Genomic DNA, 18,957 nt, shown 5'->3' on the forward strand with positions numbered 1-18,957 from the left:
TAATGGAACAAATTTCAACAGTTACCCCAGAGGGAAAACGTGTCATCACTAAAAAACCTGAGTTATTAGCTCCTGCTGGAAGCTTAGAAAAATTAAAGATAGCTGTTCATTATGGTGCTGATGCGGTATTTATTGGTGGACAAGAGTTCGGATTACGCTCTAATGCTGATAATTTTTCAATTGAAGAAATGCGTGAAGGTGTTGAATTTGCCAAGCAATATGGGGCCAAGATTTATGTTACAACAAACATCTTTGCACATAACGAAAATATGGAGGGGCTTGAAGAATATTTACAAGATCTCCAAGACGTTGGTGTTGCAGGGATTATTGTTGCCGATCCGTTAATTATTGAAACATGTAAGCGAGTAGCACCAAAAGTTGAGGTTCATTTAAGTACACAGCAGTCATTAACAAACTGGCAAGCGATAAAGTTCTGGAAGGAAGAAGGTTTACACCGAGTTGTACTAGCACGTGAAGTTGGCTTAGAAGAGATGCTAGAAATGAAAAGAAACGTAGATATTGAAATTGAGACGTTTATTCATGGTGCCATGTGTATATCATATTCAGGACGCTGTGTATTAAGTAATCACATGACGGCTCGTGACTCTAATAGAGGCGGTTGCTGTCAGTCATGTCGTTGGGAGTACGATCTTTATGAGGAAACAAATGGACAAGAAGAAGTGATTGAAAATCCATTGTTTAGCGGTGAAGACCTACCTTTCTCAATGAGTCCGAAAGACTTAAATCTAATTGAAGGAATTCCTCAGCTTATTGAAGCCGGAATTGACAGCTTAAAAGTAGAGGGTAGAATGAAATCTATTCACTATGTTGCTACAGTCGTTTCCGTCTATCGTAAAGTGATTGATGCATATTGTGCTGACCCGGATAACTTTAAGATGGATCCTGAGTGGGTTATAGAATTAAGTAAATGTGCAAATCGTGACACAGCTTCTTCATTTTTTGAGAGTGAGCCAACATATTTAGAACAGCTTTTCGGTAGAACAGAAGGAAAGAAAACTCCATTTGACTTTGCAGGACTTGTTCTAGATTATGATAAAGAAACAAAGATTGTTACGTTAGAACAGAGAAATTACTTTAAACCTGGTGATAAAGTAGAATTTTTTGGTCCGGAAATTGAAAACTTTACTATTACAGTTGGGGATATTTTGGACGCAAAAACAGGTGAAGCAATGGATGCGGCTAGACATCCACTTCAAATTGTGAAATTTAAAGTGGATAAACCACTATTCCCAAATAATATGATGCGTAAAGGAGTACTATAATGACGAAAAAGCCCGTTGTTATTGGTGTTGCCGGAGGAACAGGGTCAGGAAAAACAACGGTAGCCAACGAAATTTATCGAAACTTTATTGATAAATCTATATTAATGATTGAACAAGATGCATATTATAAAGACCAAAGTCATAAAACAATGGAAGAACGGGTTCAGACAAATTATGACCATCCATTAGCCTTTGATAATGATCTTTTATTAAATCATTTAGAAAAATTATTGGCGTACGAAAGTATTAATAAGCCACAGTATGATTACGCTAGACATACGAGAGCTGAAGAATTCACGATTGTTGAACCAAAAGATGTGATTATACTCGAAGGGATTTTAATCCTAGAAGACAAGCGACTTCGAGATTTAATGGATATTAAACTCTTTGTTGATACTGATGCTGATATTCGCATAATAAGAAGGCTTGTAAGAGATATTGAAGAACGAGGAAGAACATTAGACTCGGTGATTACTCAATATACTTCAATTGTGCGTCCAATGCATCTCCAATTTATTGAACCAACAAAGAGATATGCCGATGTGATTATCCCTGAAGGTGGACAAAATCGTGTCGCAATTGATCTAATGGTAACAAAAATTAGAACAATCCTTGAAGAAAAAGAAATTTTGTAATAGCATAGGGAAATAGGGTTTTTATTTTCAGCTTGTTATTTCATAAGATGGTAAAGAAAAGCTTGTGCAATTTGCTTGAGAAGCGACTTGCTAAGCTTTTCTGTACATATAGTTGGCAGATTTTATACTTACGATAATTTTTGCTAAGCACTATTGAAAACCTTACCAAAATATTTTTACTGACCAGTAAATGAATGTACATTATAAGGAGTGATCGACAAGATGAGTGAAGACAAAAAGTTTTATATGACGTTGGATGGTAAAGCAAAACTAGAGCAGGAATTAGAGTTCTTAAAAGCAGAAAAACGAAAAGAAGTTGTAGAGCGAATTAAAATCGCACGCTCTTTCGGGGATTTATCTGAGAACTCTGAATACGATTCAGCAAAAGAAGAACAAGCCTTTGTAGAAGGTCGAATTGTTACTATTGAAAAAATGATTCGTAATGCTGTAATTATTAAAGAAGATGAGACAAATTCTTCCGTTGTTTCGTTAGGGAAATCTGTAAAGTTCAAAGAGCTACCTGATGGGGACGAGGAAGTTTACACGATTGTAGGTAGTGCAGAAAGTGACCCTTTTGAAGGGAAAATTTCAAATGACTCTCCAATGGCTCAAAGCCTTTTAGGGAAAACAGTAGGCGATAAGGTAACTGTTCAAACACCTGGTGGAGAAATGAAAGTAGAAATTCTAGAAATAAAATAATGATTATAGAGTGCCTAGCTTCTACCAAAGTGTAGTGTTAGGCATTTTTTTATTTGAGACAAGTTGCTCTAAGCGTAGCGTAAGCAAATTTTTGAATAAACTTCCATGAATTAGTAACAATGAGTAATGGAGGTGATAGCATGACTGTTCGCAAACGGATGATTTGGGTACTAGGAATATTTTTGCTCGCAATGTTCGTTTTTATTATTAGACTTGCATATGTTCAACTCATCGCTACTCATCACATAACAAAATACGATATTGATCTAGTTCAGGAAAGTATTAAACAGCGGACGAAAAAATTTGTTCTGCATTCTGGAAGAGGTTATTTTACTGATCGAAATGGTCAATCATTACATATGGACTATTTTCCAAGCCTTATTTTGTTCCCTTACTTAAAGGAAGAAGGCTGGTCATTATCTAAAGTTGCGCAAATCCTTAATATAGACACTGAAAAGCTTATCACATCGATTGAACATGCCAATGAGCCATTTATATTTAAGGATAATGGAGTGCGCCGAAGACTCTCGATAACAGAAATGAATAAAATTAATGAATTAAAAATTCCTGGTGTTTATGCTCATTTTGTTCAGGAGAGAACAGAAAACATTGCCCCCCACTTAGTAGGTGTTGTAGGAGAAAATGTAGAAGAGGTAAAAAAAAGATATAAAGCACAAGTGGAAAATGGAACATTGTCAGTACATACCGAAATAGGTGTATCAGGGATGGAGCGTTCGTTGGATCCGTTTTTAATATCACAAGGAAGTTCTGAGTTAAATTACTTTGTTGATAACTTAGGAAGACCACTATTTGGGTATGATGTACGTTATCATGCACCAGCAGATCCGTATCATCCAACAGAAGTTGTCACAACGCTCGACAAGGATATCCAAAATTATGTTACGGATGCGCTAAAAGAAACGGGCTTGACGTACGGAGGTGCCGTATTACTGGATGTAAAAACAAATGATCTGATTTCACTTGTTAGTTTGCCGACTTTCAATATTCATTTTCCATTTGATGAGGGAGCAAAAAACCATATTGTTTCTTCTTATACACCTGGTTCTATTTTTAAGATTGTAGTTGCTGCTGCAGCTATTGATCAAAACATTACTAATAAGTTTGATCTCTTTGATTGTAATAGAAATCTTTATGGTGATCAGGAAGAACCAAGGATGCTAGGAAGTTTAACATTCCAAGAAAGTTTCGCGCAAAGTTGTAATTATACATTTGCCAAGTTAGCATCTGAAATGTTAAAGACAGATAATCAGGTATTGCAACGTTATGCTGAAAAATTAGGATTAGTAGATAAGGTAGGTTGGAATGGCGATATTTATCGATTAGAAAATATAGCCCATTTTCCAGAAGAGGAAGAAGGGACTATTATTGTTAGCGAGGAGGATATTGGTAATCCATATGCAATTGCACAAACAGCTATTGGTCAAAAAAATGTTCGGGTTACACCTTTAGCGGTGGCAAATATGTTAGCAACCATTGCACGTGGGGGAGAAAAACGTCAAGTTCGTAGTGCTACAAAAATTAAGTATGAGAATGGAACAACAGTGGTTGAATTTCCTACACAACAGTTAGGTGATGGTAATCAAATTTCAACCTATACGGCTATGCGACTACAAGAATTGCTTCGTTCAGTAGTAAAACAGAAAAAAGGAACAGCTAATTCCAAACTTAGTAACAGTCCTTATTTAGTGGCTGGAAAAACAGGTACCGCCGAAAAAGGTAAAAATAAAGAAAAGTTGAGTCACTGGTTTGCAGGTTATTTTCCTGCCGACAAGCCTAAATATGTCTTAGTCATCGTTGATTTAGATCACCATAGTGGAAATTATAAGACACTTAAAGCATATCAAAAGATTGTAAAGTATCTTTATGAGTTTGATCAAAATTAGAGTGTTGTACTTTGTAACTAAGGTAAAATATTTTTTTCAGATATAATTATCGAAAAAATTCTAAAATTTGATTATAATGGTAACTAGTAGTCAACGTAGGAGGGAATGTAAATGAGAAATGATAACTTTTACGGTAGCGGTATTAGGAGCCAAAAAAGGAAGAAGCAAAAAGCGGACAAGATATTAAATATATCAATAGGAGTAGTTGTTTTTCTCATTTTACTAGTAGGAGGCCAGTTGTTCTTAGGAGGCAAATCTCCTGAAAAGGCTGTAAGTAGCAAGATGCCAGTACAGGCTACTCCAGTTACTAATGAAGAAACTGAGGAAGTAGATGAAGATGTTGAGGCAAAAGAGAATTTAACAGAAGTGGAAGTAGATGAAGAAACGCCAGAAGAGACAACAAATGCCAATGAGACACCTACGAACCAAAACCAAGGCGGGACTACCCAACAAACAGGGCAATGGCAGCCTATTGGAACTGTCCAGGAAGAGCCATTTGTCGCCATCTATGATAGAGATCACGTGAATTGGCTAGAGATGACAAAAGCCTTTCAAGTAGCAACTGGGTTAGATGATACCATCATACTATGGCGTGTTAGTAATGGTGGTGACCATCAAAGTGCTGTAGGGATTGTTTCAGACTCAAACAATCGAAATACTCCTTATCAAGTCAGAATTGAATGGGTAACAAATGAAGGGTGGATGCCTGTAAGTGTTGAGAAGTTAACCGAAAATCCTTTCTAATTGAGAGTAGGAATTCTTCTGCGGAAGATACAAATAATAAGGAACAAGCTGAAAAGACCTCGGATCCGAGGTCTTTTCATAAGGACATAAATAGGGTATATTTTTAGAATGAAGAATAGAAGGGAATTGATTTAATTTGCGTATTGGAATTATAGGTGCAATGGATGAAGAGGTTGAATTACTAATCAGTAAACTTGATAACAAGGTTGAAGAAAAAATTGCTGGTTGTGAATTCTTCAGTGGATTGTTAAATGGGGCGGATGTAGTTTTATTAAAATCAGGTATAGGTAAAGTAAATGCTGCTATAGGTACAACATTGCTAATAGATAAATTTAAACCTGATTACATAGTAAACACAGGATCAGCAGGAGGATTTGAGCCATCATTAGAGGTTGGCAACATTGTGATCTCAACAGAAGTCCGATATAATGACGTCGATGCTACTGTTTTTGGTTATGAATTTGGACAGGTTCCAAGAATGCCGGCTGCTTATCAACCAAACGATATGTTAGTTTCAATTGCCGAGAAAAGCGCTACTGAAGTAGGGGTTCACTCAGTCAAGGGGCTAATTTTATCAGGAGACTCATTTATGAGTGATGAAAATAGAGTTCTTGAACTTAAGCATAAGTTTCCTCAGGCATACTGTGCAGAAATGGAAGCAGGAGCTATTGCACAGGTTTGTTATCAATTTAATTGTCCTTTTGTGATTATACGTTCATTAAGTGATATTGCTGGTAGTGACGCGAAGATGTCCTATGATCAATTTTTACAGACAGCCTCAGTTAACTCAGCAAATCTTGTGTTATTAATGGTAGAACATTTAAACAATCAGTAATAGTTATTGGAGTCGATCATTCGACTCCATTGGCTTTAATTGGATGTAACCTCAGATACTACGATATGTTATACTAGAATAGCATCGAGTGGTAAAAGACTCTAATTCGGTGATAAATAGAGTTGGAGGTTACTAACATGAAAAATACGAAGGTATTATCTGATAAAGTTACAGATTATAAAAGATTTGCATTTATATTATTAGCACTAACGGTATTTATGTTTATTGGGTTAATTGTCCCTAATGAAGGTGTTACCCAAAATCAAACAATCATTTTAATAGTGGTTAGTATTTGTTCTCTTGCTTCAGCGTTCTATTTTCATAGAAAAGCAATGAAATTTCAAGAACAGTTATATAATGAAGAATAGAAAACCTCTACGAAATTCTGTAGAGGTTTTTACTTACGGTCCCATTTAAAAAGCTATTCTAATGTTATCAATTTTTTACTTTTGGATAGATTAATTTTAAAAGGAGTTTCGTTTAATAAAATGTTTGCATTTCTTTCACAATAAATATCTTCCATTTGTTCAAAAAAAAATAGATAATGGAAAAAGAAAGAAAATTTTTCATTGAAAGGGGATCATTATAATGAAAGTTAAAGTATTAGCACCAATCTTTGCTGAAGCCGCAAGCAAGTTAGTTAATGCTACGAGTAAATACTCTGATACAGTCCTTATAAAAAAGGACCACTGGGTAATTGATGCTAAAAGTTTACTTGGTATATTAGCTATTGCACTTCAACCTGGGCAAGTATTCGAACTAAGTATTGACGGAGAAGCAAAAGAAGAATTAGTAACGGAACTACTTTCTTTAGGAATTTTCGAGGTCGAAGAATAGTCAAAGAAGATTGAGTACTCATGATGAGAGTCTCAATCTTTTTTGTTTCACCACATATGACATAGTCCCTAGTAATCCACAATTATTGTTTAAGTTCACCAATATTTCAGGAAACCGTTTGCACAATCTAGAAAGCTTATAGTAATATTGGGAATGGATACCTTTGATTTAGAGACAAGATAGGGAGTTGACTACATACTATGAATAAGACCTGGTGGAAAGAAAGTGTTGTTTACCAAATCTACCCTCGTAGTTTTGCGGATAGTAATGCGGATGGTATTGGTGATTTGAAAGGAATTATTTCAAAGCTCGATTATTTAAAGTTGTTAGGGATTGATGTTATCTGGCTATCACCGGTATATAAGTCTCCAAATGACGATAATGGTTATGATATTAGTGATTATCAAGAGATAATGGATGAATTTGGGACGATGTCTGACTGGGAGGAGTTATTAGCAGAGGTTCATAACCGTGGCATGAAACTGATTATGGACTTAGTTGTTAACCATAGCTCAGATGAGCATCAATGGTTTGTAGAAGCGAGAAAATCAAAAGATAACCCGTATCGGGATTATTATATTTGGCGCCCGGGTAAAGATGGAAAAGAACCAAATAATTGGGCAAGCGCCTTTAGTGGCTCAGCGTGGGAATATGATGAAACAACAGACGAATATTTCTTACATTTGTTCTCAAAGAAACAGCCAGACCTAAATTGGGAAAACCCAAAGCTTCGTGAAGAAGTTTATAAAATGATGAATTGGTGGCTTGACAAAGGTATAGATGGATTTAGGATGGACGTAATTAATTTCATCTCGAAAGTAGAAGGACTTCCTGATGCTCCTTCTGAACCAGGAAAAAAATATGTATCTGGTCACGAATACTTTATGAATGGCCCTCGTATCCATGAATTTTTACAAGAAATGCATAAATCGACGACTGCAAATTATGATGTGATGACTGTTGGAGAGATGCCTGGGGTAAACCATGAACAAGCTAAATTATATACGGCTGAAGATCGTGGTGAAGTCAACATGGTATTTCAGTTTGAACATGTTGACTTAGATTCAGGCCCACATGGAAAGTGGGATCTTCGTCCACTTAAGTTGTCAGACCTGAAAGAAAACTTGTCTAGTTGGCAAAAGGGCTTGGAACAGATTGGTTGGAATAGTTTATATATGAACAATCACGATCAACCACGGATGGTTTCTCGCTTCGGAGATGATGGGAAATATCGAGTAGAGTCGGCAAAAATGTTGGCAACATTACTTCACATGATGAAAGGAACTCCTTATATTTATCAAGGTGAAGAGATGGGGATGACAAACGTTCGATTTGAAAGCATTGAACAATATAAAGATATTGAAACCTTAAATATGTATAAAGAAAAAAGTGAGCAAGGGCTCGCTCATGAAACAATTATGAATTCAATCTATGTTAAAGGAAGAGATAATGCACGCACTCCGGTACAATGGGATGATAGTGAGAATGCAGGTTTTACAACTGGAACTCCTTGGATTGAAGTAAATCCTAATTATAAAGAAATAAATGCAAAGGCAGTACAAGAAGATAAAAATTCTATCTTTTATTACTATCAACAATTAATTCAGCTACGTAAACAACACGAGATTATCGTTTACGGTGAATATGATTTACTGTTAGAGCATGATCCGGATATATTTGCTTATGTAAGAACTTTAGGAGACAAGAAGTTAGTAGTTGTTTGTAATTTCTACGCACAAGAACCAACGTTTGAATTACCGAACAACTTATCATTCTCAGCAAGTGAATTAATCATTAGTAACTATCCAGAAGTAGAGGGTACAGTTAAGAAATTTACATTAAAGCCTTACGAGGCAAGAGTTTATCTACTTGAATAAAATAAAAGAAACTCCGTTCTTAAGCGGAGTTTCTTTTTTGTGGTAATTCCATTAGGCTGTTTTCGCAAAGTTTGTTGCTTTCGTAAAAATCCCAAAAGCCGGATTTTTACACATAATACTAATAATTCACAACTAATTTAGTAAGTATTGCTCTTTTCTTACATAATTTATTGGCTGATATCTTCATCTAGGGTATTTTTTCGATTATTTTGGGGTAAAAAAGCCACAATGTTTACGAAAAGAGCCTTCCATTAAGATCCTCCTTTTAAAAATTGATACTAAGGTGCTTTTTTGTAACTACTATGGATGTATTTAGCTAGGTTATTCTAACATGACTTGGCTGATACTTTTATAGAGAACCACAAAATGGTGTAAATTTTAAGAATATTTCCTAAATGTCTTGAATTAGAAAGCAAGAAACGCATATAATGATATTGAGTATTATTCTCATTAAATCGGAGGAGATTTATAATGGTATATGCACTTGTAGGGCTCACAATCGTCATTTATTTTCTAATTGTCATCCGTATTTTCCATGGAATTAATGATACAAAAACAGTTTCCTTCGTTTCAAAAATGAAAAAGATTGTGAAAACAAAACTATTTTCCACATTTAATACTGAGTTAAAGTAGGTACTTTCGACGCTACCTACTTTTTCTTATCCCATAGTAGGTTACAGTCGCCATTTCTACTTATAGTTTCATGTTTATAGTTCGTTTTGCTTGTGAATACTAGTGAATATTGTTACGATTGAATAGAACTGTTCAGACTGAATAGTTAATGAAGATCTTTTTTGAGGTGAAATTATGAAAATTACAGATGAAGCAAAATCATTTATTCAAGGAGTCATGGCAGAAAATAATGTAACTGGTATTAAAGTTATATTTGCCGGCATGGGTTGAGGCGGTCCAAAATTAGGATTGTCTCTGGAAGAGGCAAAAGGTGAGGATATCGTAGAAACAATTAACGGTATTCAAGTGGCTTTCGAAAAAAGTATTAAAGAACAAACAGAAGATTTAACACTTGATTTCAAAGAAACTCCACAAGGCTCTGGTCTTGTGATGTTAGGAATTAACGAGTGTTGTTAGCAGAAAATGGGCTAGCCATCAGGCTAGCTCTTTCTTGATTCGGTAATTAAAACGTGGAAAAATGTGTTATAATAATTAATGTAACAGCTCACATTAGTTTAATAAATAAATAAGGATCTTTATTATATAACAATTGAGAGAAAGGAGTTCATATGGATAATACTGATTTTTTGAGTAGTAAAGATATGGAAAAAGTAAAACTACTGCAGGAAAAAATCAAGAGCTCGACTTGCTTTGATGAGTGTAAAAGGCTCGTAACAAAAAAAACGCTAGTTATAGAAAAAGCAAGGGTGAAAAGGGATAAGTTCTTATCCCAATAATGTTTAGATATTCCCATTCATGGTGTATAACGTTTCTTTAGAAGGAAATTCTATGAAGAGACCGTTTACTAGTGAAAGGGATTTTTTATTTGTATTTGTAATCATGATAATGTCTTTTGTGAGTGTCTTTATGAAGAGCTTTTACTTTAAGCTTATTTGAAAGTATGGTAAATTAAAACGAGTAATTTTAGGAGGTTGTCATAAATGAGTGTACATATTGGAGCAAAAGAAGGCGAAATTGCAGAATCAATACTTTTACCAGGAGACCCGCTACGAGCCAAATATATCGCGGAAACATTTCTAGATAATCCGCAATGTTATAATGAGGTTCGGGGTATGCTTGGTTATACAGGAACCTATAAAGGAAAACGTATCTCTGTGCAGGGGACAGGAATGGGAATTCCTTCAATGTCTATCTATGCTCAAGAACTAATGCAAAGTTACGGTGTAAAAAATCTAATTAGAGTTGGTACTTGTGGTGCTATTCAGGAAGATGTAAAGGTTAGAGACTTAATTATTGCTATGACTGCATCCACTGATTCCTCAGTAAATAAAGTACGTTTTAAAGGGATTGATTTTGCACCTACTGCTAACTTCGACTTGTTGAAGACAGCTTATGATATTGCTGCTAGTCGCAATAAGAAAGTGAATGTGGGGAGTGTGTTTACTAGTGATACATTCTACAATGAAGATAAAGAAGCAGTTCGTACTTGGGCAGCCCATGGTATCTTAGCTCTTGAGATGGAAACGACAGCTCTTTATACTCTGGCTGCTAAGTTTGGTGTACGAGCATTATCAATTTTAACCGTAAGTGATCATGTATTAACAGGAGAAGAGACGTCATCAGAAGAACGCCAACAGACATTTGGCGAAATGGTTGAAATTGCCTTAGATACAGCAATTCAATTTTAAAAAGGCTGTTTTCGCAAAGTTTGTTGCTTTCGTAAAAATCCCAAAAGCCGGATTTTTACACAAATTACTAAGAATTCACCACTAATTTAGTAAGTAATGCTCTTTTCTTAAATAATTAATTGGCTGATATCTTCATCTAGGGTATTTTCCGATAATTTAGGATAGAAAAGCCACAATGTTTACGAAAAGAGCCTTTAAAAAAGAAAAGCGAAGGCGTGTCTGAGGCACTTCTTCGCTTTTTTTATAAAAATATTCTAAGTGATAAACCGACAATACCGACAACAGAGACATAAATCCACAATTTTAACTTCGCTAGTTTTTTTTCAACAGTTTCGTCAGTTACCAATCCTTCTTTTTTTACAGTATCCTGGATCATCACGATTATTTTATCTTCATTCGGAAGCTTTTCTATGGATCGTTTTATCATATTTTCTGTTTTTTCTGAACTAGGCAGATCATCTAACTGCTTTAGTTTATCCTCTAGGAGCACAACTTTGGTCTTTAATTCATTAATTTCTTCTATCATATCATTCTTTTCCACCAAATCCCCCTCCTTTTCAACTTCCTACTTCCACTTCATATCATATGCAGAAGGTTCAACTTTCGAAAGGGACATGTGTCTTTAAAATTACTAAAAATTATAAAGTGTTAAACCTTGCAAGTAGTGCCTCTCTATAAACTTTTGATACCTTCTTTTGGCGCTCAGTATTATTTTTACAGTACTCATCAAGCATGACTTGTTCATTAAGCTCAAGAACACGTAATCCATCTGAGGTTTCTAAAATATCAACGGTACAAAAATTTAGTTCTAGCGCTTTTGCTGCTTGTTCAGCCAACTCTGACAATTGTGGGAGTAACTCTTGGGGTACATCAATCGATTTAGCACCACTTATTAAATTATGTTTCCAAGAGGTGGTTCGTTCTTTTGCTAACCATAACATTGGTTCGCCATTTAGTGTGACAATTCTGTACTCAAATGATGCTTCATAATAAGGACTAATCGTTGCGTCCATCTGTAAATCAAAGAGGGCTTGTAAAGACTGATCTAAGCTATCTAGGCTCGTTATTTTGTATACATTGCTCCCTTGTGATCCATTGTTTTGTTTCAAAACGACTTTTTCATTCGATTGAATAAAAAATTCTCTAGCTACATGAAAGGAATTAGATTGACTAAACCTTGAACGATTATTCATTAAGAAAACATGTTCTACCGCAGGGATTTTAAAATACTGTAGTAGATCAAACGTTCCCGATTTACTCATTGCTGATTTAGCAGCAGCACTATTGTTTAAACCAACTTCAACGTCATGCATTAAAAATGATTTTTCATTCATTACTGCTTTATATAGATAATTTGGTGTAATTTCTTCAAAGGTGACACCATCATTTTTCACTGATTGTTGGATTAAAGATAAATAAGGACGATTGGTAGGCAAGTGTAACTCTCCTTTGGAAAAATTCTGTAGCTACTATTGTATCAGAATAGCAGTAACATTGTAATTATCGTTTGTCAAGTGACATATTTTTTAAAAAATCGAGCAAAAAGATTATTAAAATTCTAAATATTATAATATAATAGAATTGAAGTTTGGTTTGGAACCGAGTGAGCGGTTGTTCAGGGTGATAAGTCAAGTTTTTCTTTTTGAGAACAACTGAAAGCACTTACATTGGAAAATAAGGGGGATATACATGAATTTTGAATTAACAAAAGAACAACAAATGATTAAAGAGATGGTTAGGGATTTTGCGAAAAATGAAATTGCTCCATATGCTGTCGAGCTAGACCAAACTGAGCGTTTCCCGATTGAGACATTTAAAAAAATGGGTGAACTAGGGCTCATGGGAATTCCATTTCCTGAAGAGTATGGTGGTTCTGGTGGAGATACGATTTCCTACATATTAGCCGTTGAAGAAATTGGGAAGGCGTGTGGAAGTACTGGTTTAAGTTACGCTGCGACAACCTCATTAGGCGCAAGTCCACTTTATTATTTTGGAACTGAAGAACAAAAAAGAGAGCACTTGGTTCCTTTAGCTTCAGGTCAATCATTAGGGGCATTTGGTTTAACCGAACCTAATGCTGGTTCAGATGCTGGTGGCACACAGACAAAAGCGGTCGTCGAAGGAGACGAATTTGTGATTAATGGCGAGAAATGCTGGATTACAAATGCTTCATTTGCTAGAACGGTAATTGTTACTGCAGTAACTGGCAAGGATGAGCGTGGAAAAAATATTATCTCCGCCATTATTGTTCCGACTGATACACCAGGACTTACGATAAGCACACCATATGAAAAAATGGGAGTGAGAGCTTCTAACACAACTGAATTAATTTTGGAAGATGTTCGTGTTCCAACATCAAATTTATTAGGCGATCCGCAAAAAGGTTTCGGACAGTTTCTTTATACTTTGGATGGAGGTAGGATCTCAATTGCCTCGTTAGCAGTGGGAATTGCTCAGGCGGCATTTGAGGCCGCTTTGAAATATTCACAAGAAAGAAAGCAGTTTGGCAAAGCAATCTCTAATTTTCAGGCCATTCAATTTAAGCTAGCGGATATGGCAATGGAGATTGAGCTAGCTAGAAATATGGTGTTAAAAGCTGCTTGGTTAAAAGATCAAGAGAAACCATTTAAAAAAGAAGCTGCATATGCGAAATTATTTGCTTCTGAAATGGCTACGAGAGTTTGTAATCAAGCCATTCAAATTCATGGTGGCTATGGCTACATGCGTGAATATCAAGTAGAACGCTATCTAAGAGATGCAAAGTTGATGGAAATAGGGGAAGGTACGTCTGAGGTTCAAAGAATGGTAATTGCTCGTCAATTGCTATCATAGGGTTAGTATAAGTGCACTTGTAATCTATCGGACTAGTTTGAAACTAGTCCCTACATAAGATTTTCCTTTTAATATCAAGTTATTTAAGTAGAGAAAAAATAAGAGGAGTGAGCCGATGTTTAAGAAAATCTTAATTGCCAATCGTGGTGAGATTGCCATTCGCGTGATGCGAACTTGTAAGCAGATGGGAATTAAAACGGTAGCCGTATACTCAGAAGCTGATGCGGAGGCTCTTCATGTAAAATACGCAGATGAAGCATTTTTGTTAGGACCACCTAGAGTAAATGAAAGCTATCTTAAAGTAGATAAAATTATCGAAATCGCCAAGCAAACAGGGGCAGAGGCAATTCATCCTGGATACGGTTTGTTATCGGAAAATGCCAATTTTGCACGTGAGTGTCAGAAAGCAGGACTTACATTTATTGGTCCTAGCCCTGAAGTCATTGAAAGTATGGGTAGTAAGATTGAAGCGAGAAAGACGATGGAACAAGCGAATGTTCCAATTGTTCCAGGTGGTAATGAACCATTAGTAGACACTGATGAAGCCGCTTCAAAAGCTAGGGACATGGGCTTTCCGGTCATGTTAAAAGCTTCAAGTGGCGGTGGCGGAATTGGAATGCAAATCGTTCAAAATGAAGAAGAATTGGTAAAGGCATTTGCTAGTAACCAAAAGCGTGCCCAAGATTTCTTTGGTGATGGGGCGATGTATTTAGAAAAATATATTTCTAACCCGAGACACATTGAAATTCAAGTGTTAGCAGATAAAGAAGGAAATACGGTGTATCTATGGGAGAGAGAATGTTCCATCCAGAGGCGACACCAAAAAGTTGTTGAAGAAGCTCCTTCGCCATTTTTAGATGATGAAACAAGAAGAAAAATGGGGGAAGCAGCAGTGAGAGCCGCAAAGGAAATCGGCTATGTAAACGCTGGAACAATTGAATTTTTAGTAGATGAAACTAAAAACTTCTACTTTTTAGAGATGAATACGAGATTACAAGTAGAGCATCCAGTTACGGAAGAAATCACCGGTTTAGACTTAGTTGAACAACAATTAAAAATAGCTTACGGTGAGTTACTATCCTTTAAACAAGAAGACGTTCGTTTAGAAGGTCATGCCATTGAAGTAAGAATTTATGCAGAAGACCCAGTGCGTTTCTTTCCGTCACCAGGCCAAATTAAAGCATTCATTCTACCGGAGGGTGAGAATGTTCGAAATGAAACAGGTGTTGACGAAACGAGCAAAGTTACTCCTTTCTACGATCCAATGATTGCAAAGCTTATTGTAAAAGGAAGCAATCGATCAAATGCAATTCAAGAGTTACAAAAAGCGTTAGCTCAGTATCATGTTGAAGGAATTAAAACAAATATCCCAATGTTACAAAGAGTAGCTGAACATGAGGCATTCTTAAACGGCGATACGACAACTAGCTTTGTAGAAAAATACTTAAAGTAAAAATAAGCAAATTCAGGAGGAATTATAAATGGAAAAAGTAGTAGCGAGCATGGCAGGAAATGTATGGAAGGTTTTAGTGAAAGAAGGCGACCAAGTTGAGGAAGGTCAAGATGTCGTGATCTTAGAGTCAATGAAAATGGAAATCCCGATTGCAGTTGAAGTATCAGGAACAGTTCAAAGTGTAAAAATTAATGAAGGTGATTTTGTTAACGAGGAAGACGTTTTAATTATCGTAGAGTAGGAGGTTTTTATCTTGATACTACCAAAGGCTATTACGGTAAAAGAAGTGGGTCCACGTGACGGACTCCAAAATGAAAAAACGGTTATTTCAGTAGAGGATAAAGTGGCTTGGATTAATATGCTTTCTGAAACAGGTTTGTCCTATATAGAAGTTACCTCATTTGTAAACCCAAAGTGGATTCCAGCACTTGCCGATTGTTATGAGGTAGCTACTTCTATTGATAGAAAACCAGGAGTTACTTATGCGGCGCTAGTGCCAAACCAAAAGGGTTTAGAAAAAGCGTTACTCGCAGATTTAGATGAAATATCTGTGTTTATGTCAGCTAGCGAAGCACACAACTTGAAAAACATAAATAAATCAATTGATGACACATTTCCTGTCTTAGAAGGCGTTGTAAAAGAAGCATTAGCAGAAGGGAAATCTGTTCGTGGTTATCTCTCAACTGTTTTTGGTTGTCCGTATGAGGGCGAGGTAGATGTAAATCAGGTATTGAGAGTTTCGGAAAAGCTATTTGAGATGGGAATTTCAGAATTGTCGCTAGGAGATACAATAGGCGTTGCTAATCCTAGGCAAGTTCAAACTCTTCTAGAGCAGTTCTTACGTCGTTTCCCTCAGGATAAATTAGCCCTTCACTTTCACGACACGAGAGGATTGGCACTAGCCAATATGTATGCCGCACTTCAAATGGGAATGACAGTGTTCGATAGTTCACTTGGTGGTTTAGGGGGCTGTCCATATGCTCCTGGTGCTTCAGGAAATGTTGCTACGGACGATGTGAATTATATGGTAAACCAAATGGGAATTGAGACAAATATTCATAACGAGAAGTTGCTAAAAGCTGCCCAATTTATTGAGCAACGCTTAAATAAAAAACTAATGAGCCATAGTATGTTAGTTCACGAAAATAATTGTTCACTAGATTCGTAGTAGGTGGAAGGAGTGGTTTAGTGGCTAGGGAAGTCATCCTATCAATACAGGAAAATGAAATCGCTACAATATTATTAAATCGATCAGAAAAGGCGAATGCAATGTCGGTTCAACTGTTAACTGAATTGCAGGACATCCTTGAGAATATTAAATATAATCCAGCGATTAGATGTGTGATTATTACCGGTTCTGGTGAAAAAGCATTCTGTGCTGGAGCAGATTTAAAAGAGCGAGCGACAATGAACCCACAAGAGGTTCGCAAAACTGTGGCACTTATTCGGAAAACGATTAATGATATTGAAGAGTTGCCAAAGCCAGTAATAGCTGCCATAAACGGTGTTGCGTTTGGAGGTGGAACAGAGTTAGCACTTGCTTGCGACTTCCGTATTGCTGCGACTAACGCAGTCTTTGGTTTAACAGAGACATCGTTAGGAATTATCCCAGGTGCAGGAGGGACTCAACGTTTATCTCGCTTAATTGGGAAAGGAAAAGCTAAAGAGTTAATTTATACAGCGCGCCGGGTAGATGCGATCGAAGCTGAAAAGATTGGCCTAGTTGAGTACGTCGAAACCGATTTTAAAGGAAAAGCATTGGAGCTTGCTCAAATGATTTGTAAAAACGGGCCAATTGCTGTCTCTCAGGCAAAGCTCGCGATTGATAAAGGTTTTGAGATGGATTTACAATCGGGGTTAGCTTTTGAACAAGCAGCATATGAAAGAACAATTCCAACCAAGGATCGCTTAGAAGGATTACAGGCTTTCAAAGAAAAGAGACCACCGAAATATATCGGTGAATAGGAGAGAAGGAGGAGAAGGTTATGTCGTTAGAAGAACGTTTACGTGAGCGTGTCGCACAAATATCTAAAGGTGGCGCAGAGAAGTACCATCAAAGCAATGCCGAAAAAGGTAAGCTTTTTGTTCGTGAAAGATTAAATCTCCTGTTAGATGAGGGAATTGAAATTGAAGATGGGCTATTAGCAAACTGTTTAGATGAAACACTGCCTGCTGACGGTGTCGTATGTGGGATGGGGAAAATTAATGGACAATCTGTTTGCTTTATGGCGAATGATTCTACAGTAAAGGCTGGATCTTGGGGAGCTAGAACAGTAGAAAAGATTATCAGAATACAAGAAACTGCAGAAAAACTGAAAGTACCGATGATTTATTTAGTTGATTCTGCTGGAGCGCGAATTACAGACCAAATTGAGATGTTCCCTGGTCGTAGAGGTGCAGGACGCATTTTCTACAATCAAGTAAAGCTGTCTGGGAAAATCCCTCAAGTATGTGTGTTATTTGGTCCATCTGCAGCAGGTGGTGCCTATATTCCAGCATTCTGCGATGTTGTCATCATGGTAGAAGGAAATGCTTCCATGTACTTAGGCTCACCTCGTATGGCCGAAATGGTTATTGGAGAAAAAGTATCTCTTGAAGAGATGGGTGGCGCAAAAATGCATTGCTCAGTTTCAGGTTGCGGTGACATCCTCGCTAAAACCGAACAAGATGCGATTGAGCAAGCGCGTCAGTACTTATCCTATTTACCAGCTAATTACACAGAAAAACCAAGGCAACTTGAGTCTGGAAATGTAAAAGAGTTTGAAAAATCAATTGAAGAAATCATTCCAAAAAATCAAAATGCGCCATTTAATATGCTGGATTTAATTAACCGCGTTGTTGATGAGAATAGTTTCTTTGAAATTAAAAAACTATTTGCGCCGGAATTACTAACTGGATTTGCGAGAATTAATGGTCAATCAGTTGGAATTATCGCCAATCAACCAAGGGTAAAAGGTGGCGTATTGTTTCATGACTCGGCGGATAAAGCAGCGAAGTTCATCACTTTATGTGATGCTTTCCATATTCCATTGGTGTTCTTAGCAGATATTCCAGGATTTATGATTGGTACCAAAGTAGAGAGAGCAGGAATTATTCGTCATGGAGCAAAAATGATTTCCGCTATGTCAGCCGCAACCGTACCAAAAATCTCTATCGTTGTTAGAAAAGCATATGGCGCAGGTCTTTATGCGATGGCTGGTCCAGCTTTTGAGCCAGATTGCTGTTTGGCTTTACCGACAGCCTCAATTGCCGTAATGGGTCCAGAGGCTGCCGTAAACGCAGTATATGCCAATAAAATTGCTCAGTTAAGTGAAGAAGAACGTCCTGCCTTTATTGAAGCAAAACGTAATGAGTATCGTGAGGATGTAGATATTTATCGCTTGGCATCAGAATTAATTATTGATGGCGTCATTCCAGCAAATTCTCTGCGACATGAGTTAAGCACGCGCTTAGAGATGTACATGTCTAAATATATGGTCTTTTCTGACCGTAAACATCCTGTTTATCCTGTGTAAGTTTAGTAATCAAAAAAGGGAG

At 36.7% G+C, this 18,957-nt stretch carries 20 protein-coding genes; 18 read left to right on the forward strand and 2 right to left on the reverse strand.

The features are described from left to right. The first annotated feature begins 2 nt into the window (after positions 1–2). The 12 genes from DS745_RS13820 (at position 3) to deoD (ending at position 11,135) form a co-directional block, all read left to right on the forward strand. Positions 3–1,283, forward strand: a complete 1,281-nt coding sequence (locus DS745_RS13820) for a peptidase U32 family protein (protein ID WP_129078815.1) — start codon at positions 3–5, stop codon at positions 1,281–1,283. Continuing rightward, positions 1,283–1,918 (forward strand): uridine kinase, encoded by a 636-nt coding sequence (udk, locus tag DS745_RS13825; RefSeq protein WP_129078816.1) that lies wholly within the window; start codon positions 1,283–1,285, stop codon positions 1,916–1,918. Before DS745_RS13820 ends, udk begins: the two co-directional genes overlap by 1 nt. A 222-nt stretch (positions 1,919–2,140) precedes the next feature. Next, positions 2,141–2,617, forward strand: coding sequence for a transcription elongation factor GreA (gene greA, locus DS745_RS13830; RefSeq protein WP_129078817.1), 477 nt, complete (start codon positions 2,141–2,143; stop codon positions 2,615–2,617). Between the two features lie 140 nt (positions 2,618–2,757). Continuing rightward, a complete protein-coding gene (locus tag DS745_RS13835; protein WP_161568267.1) occupies positions 2,758–4,521 on the forward strand; it encodes a peptidoglycan D,D-transpeptidase FtsI family protein in 1,764 nt (587 codons plus the stop codon). Between the two features lie 111 nt (positions 4,522–4,632). Next, a complete protein-coding gene (locus DS745_RS13840; RefSeq protein ID WP_129078819.1) occupies positions 4,633–5,265 on the forward strand; it encodes a DUF1510 family protein in 633 nt (210 codons plus the stop codon). A gap of 136 nt (positions 5,266–5,401) precedes the next feature. Then, positions 5,402–6,100 carry a 5'-methylthioadenosine/S-adenosylhomocysteine nucleosidase gene (gene mtnN / locus DS745_RS13845; RefSeq protein ID WP_129078820.1) on the forward strand — a complete coding sequence of 233 codons (699 nt, stop codon included), beginning with the start codon at positions 5,402–5,404 and terminating at the stop codon, positions 6,098–6,100. Positions 6,101–6,237: 137 nt separating this feature from the next. Then, positions 6,238–6,468, forward strand: coding sequence for a YrhC family protein (locus tag DS745_RS13850; protein ID WP_129078821.1), 231 nt, complete (start codon positions 6,238–6,240; stop codon positions 6,466–6,468). 220 nt (positions 6,469–6,688) lie between these two features. Beyond that, positions 6,689–6,937 carry an HPr family phosphocarrier protein gene (locus tag DS745_RS13855; RefSeq protein ID WP_129078822.1) on the forward strand — a complete coding sequence of 83 codons (249 nt, stop codon included), beginning with the start codon at positions 6,689–6,691 and terminating at the stop codon, positions 6,935–6,937. Positions 6,938–7,137: 200 nt separating this feature from the next. Beyond that, positions 7,138–8,814, forward strand: coding sequence for a glycoside hydrolase family 13 protein (locus DS745_RS13860; protein WP_129078823.1), 1,677 nt, complete (start codon positions 7,138–7,140; stop codon positions 8,812–8,814). 471 nt (positions 8,815–9,285) lie between these two features. Next, on the forward strand, positions 9,286–9,447 hold the full coding sequence (locus DS745_RS24610) for a hypothetical protein (protein ID WP_161568268.1): 162 nt from the start codon (positions 9,286–9,288) through the stop codon (positions 9,445–9,447). Positions 9,448–9,621: 174 nt separating this feature from the next. Then, positions 9,622–9,903 carry a HesB-like (seleno)protein gene (locus DS745_RS25525; RefSeq protein WP_421721821.1) on the forward strand — a complete coding sequence of 94 codons (282 nt, stop codon included), beginning with the start codon at positions 9,622–9,624 and terminating at the stop codon, positions 9,901–9,903. A gap of 524 nt (positions 9,904–10,427) precedes the next feature. After that, positions 10,428–11,135, forward strand: coding sequence for a purine-nucleoside phosphorylase (deoD, locus tag DS745_RS13865; protein WP_129078824.1), 708 nt, complete (start codon positions 10,428–10,430; stop codon positions 11,133–11,135). Between the two features lie 241 nt (positions 11,136–11,376). Here deoD and DS745_RS13870 read toward each other — a convergent pair whose 3' ends face one another. Both DS745_RS13870 and DS745_RS13875 read right to left on the reverse strand, forming a co-directional pair. Continuing rightward, on the reverse strand, positions 11,377–11,676 hold the full coding sequence (locus DS745_RS13870) for a hypothetical protein (RefSeq protein WP_129078825.1): 300 nt from the start codon (positions 11,674–11,676) through the stop codon (positions 11,377–11,379). 97 nt (positions 11,677–11,773) lie between these two features. Continuing rightward, the gene (locus DS745_RS13875; protein WP_129078826.1) at positions 11,774–12,571 is read right to left on the reverse strand and encodes an ATP-grasp domain-containing protein; all 798 of its coding nucleotides are present in this window, start codon (positions 12,569–12,571) and stop codon (positions 11,774–11,776) included. Positions 12,572–12,824: 253 nt separating this feature from the next. Between DS745_RS13875 and DS745_RS13880 the strand changes: the two genes are divergently transcribed. The 6 genes from DS745_RS13880 (at position 12,825) to DS745_RS13905 (ending at position 18,935) form a co-directional block, all read left to right on the forward strand. Continuing rightward, positions 12,825–13,967 (forward strand): acyl-CoA dehydrogenase, encoded by a 1,143-nt coding sequence (locus DS745_RS13880; protein ID WP_129078827.1) that lies wholly within the window; start codon positions 12,825–12,827, stop codon positions 13,965–13,967. 115 nt (positions 13,968–14,082) lie between these two features. Next, positions 14,083–15,420 carry an acetyl-CoA carboxylase biotin carboxylase subunit gene (gene accC, locus DS745_RS13885; RefSeq protein ID WP_129078828.1) on the forward strand — a complete coding sequence of 446 codons (1,338 nt, stop codon included), beginning with the start codon at positions 14,083–14,085 and terminating at the stop codon, positions 15,418–15,420. Positions 15,421–15,448: 28 nt separating this feature from the next. After that, positions 15,449–15,661: an acetyl-CoA carboxylase biotin carboxyl carrier protein subunit gene (locus DS745_RS13890; RefSeq protein ID WP_129078829.1), complete on the forward strand. Its 213-nt coding sequence runs from the start codon at positions 15,449–15,451 to the stop codon at positions 15,659–15,661. A gap of 12 nt (positions 15,662–15,673) precedes the next feature. After that, on the forward strand, positions 15,674–16,588 hold the full coding sequence (locus DS745_RS13895) for a hydroxymethylglutaryl-CoA lyase (RefSeq protein ID WP_206662933.1): 915 nt from the start codon (positions 15,674–15,676) through the stop codon (positions 16,586–16,588). A 20-nt stretch (positions 16,589–16,608) separates the two neighbouring features. Beyond that, a complete protein-coding gene (locus tag DS745_RS13900) occupies positions 16,609–17,385 on the forward strand; it encodes an enoyl-CoA hydratase (RefSeq protein WP_129078831.1) in 777 nt (258 codons plus the stop codon). A gap of 20 nt (positions 17,386–17,405) precedes the next feature. Beyond that, positions 17,406–18,935, forward strand: coding sequence for an acyl-CoA carboxylase subunit beta (locus DS745_RS13905; RefSeq protein WP_129078832.1), 1,530 nt, complete (start codon positions 17,406–17,408; stop codon positions 18,933–18,935). Positions 18,936–18,957 lie beyond the last annotated feature (22 nt).

Source organism: Anaerobacillus alkaliphilus, from assembly GCF_004116265.1.
GTDB lineage: Bacteria > Bacillota > Bacilli > Bacillales > Anaerobacillaceae > Anaerobacillus > Anaerobacillus alkaliphilus.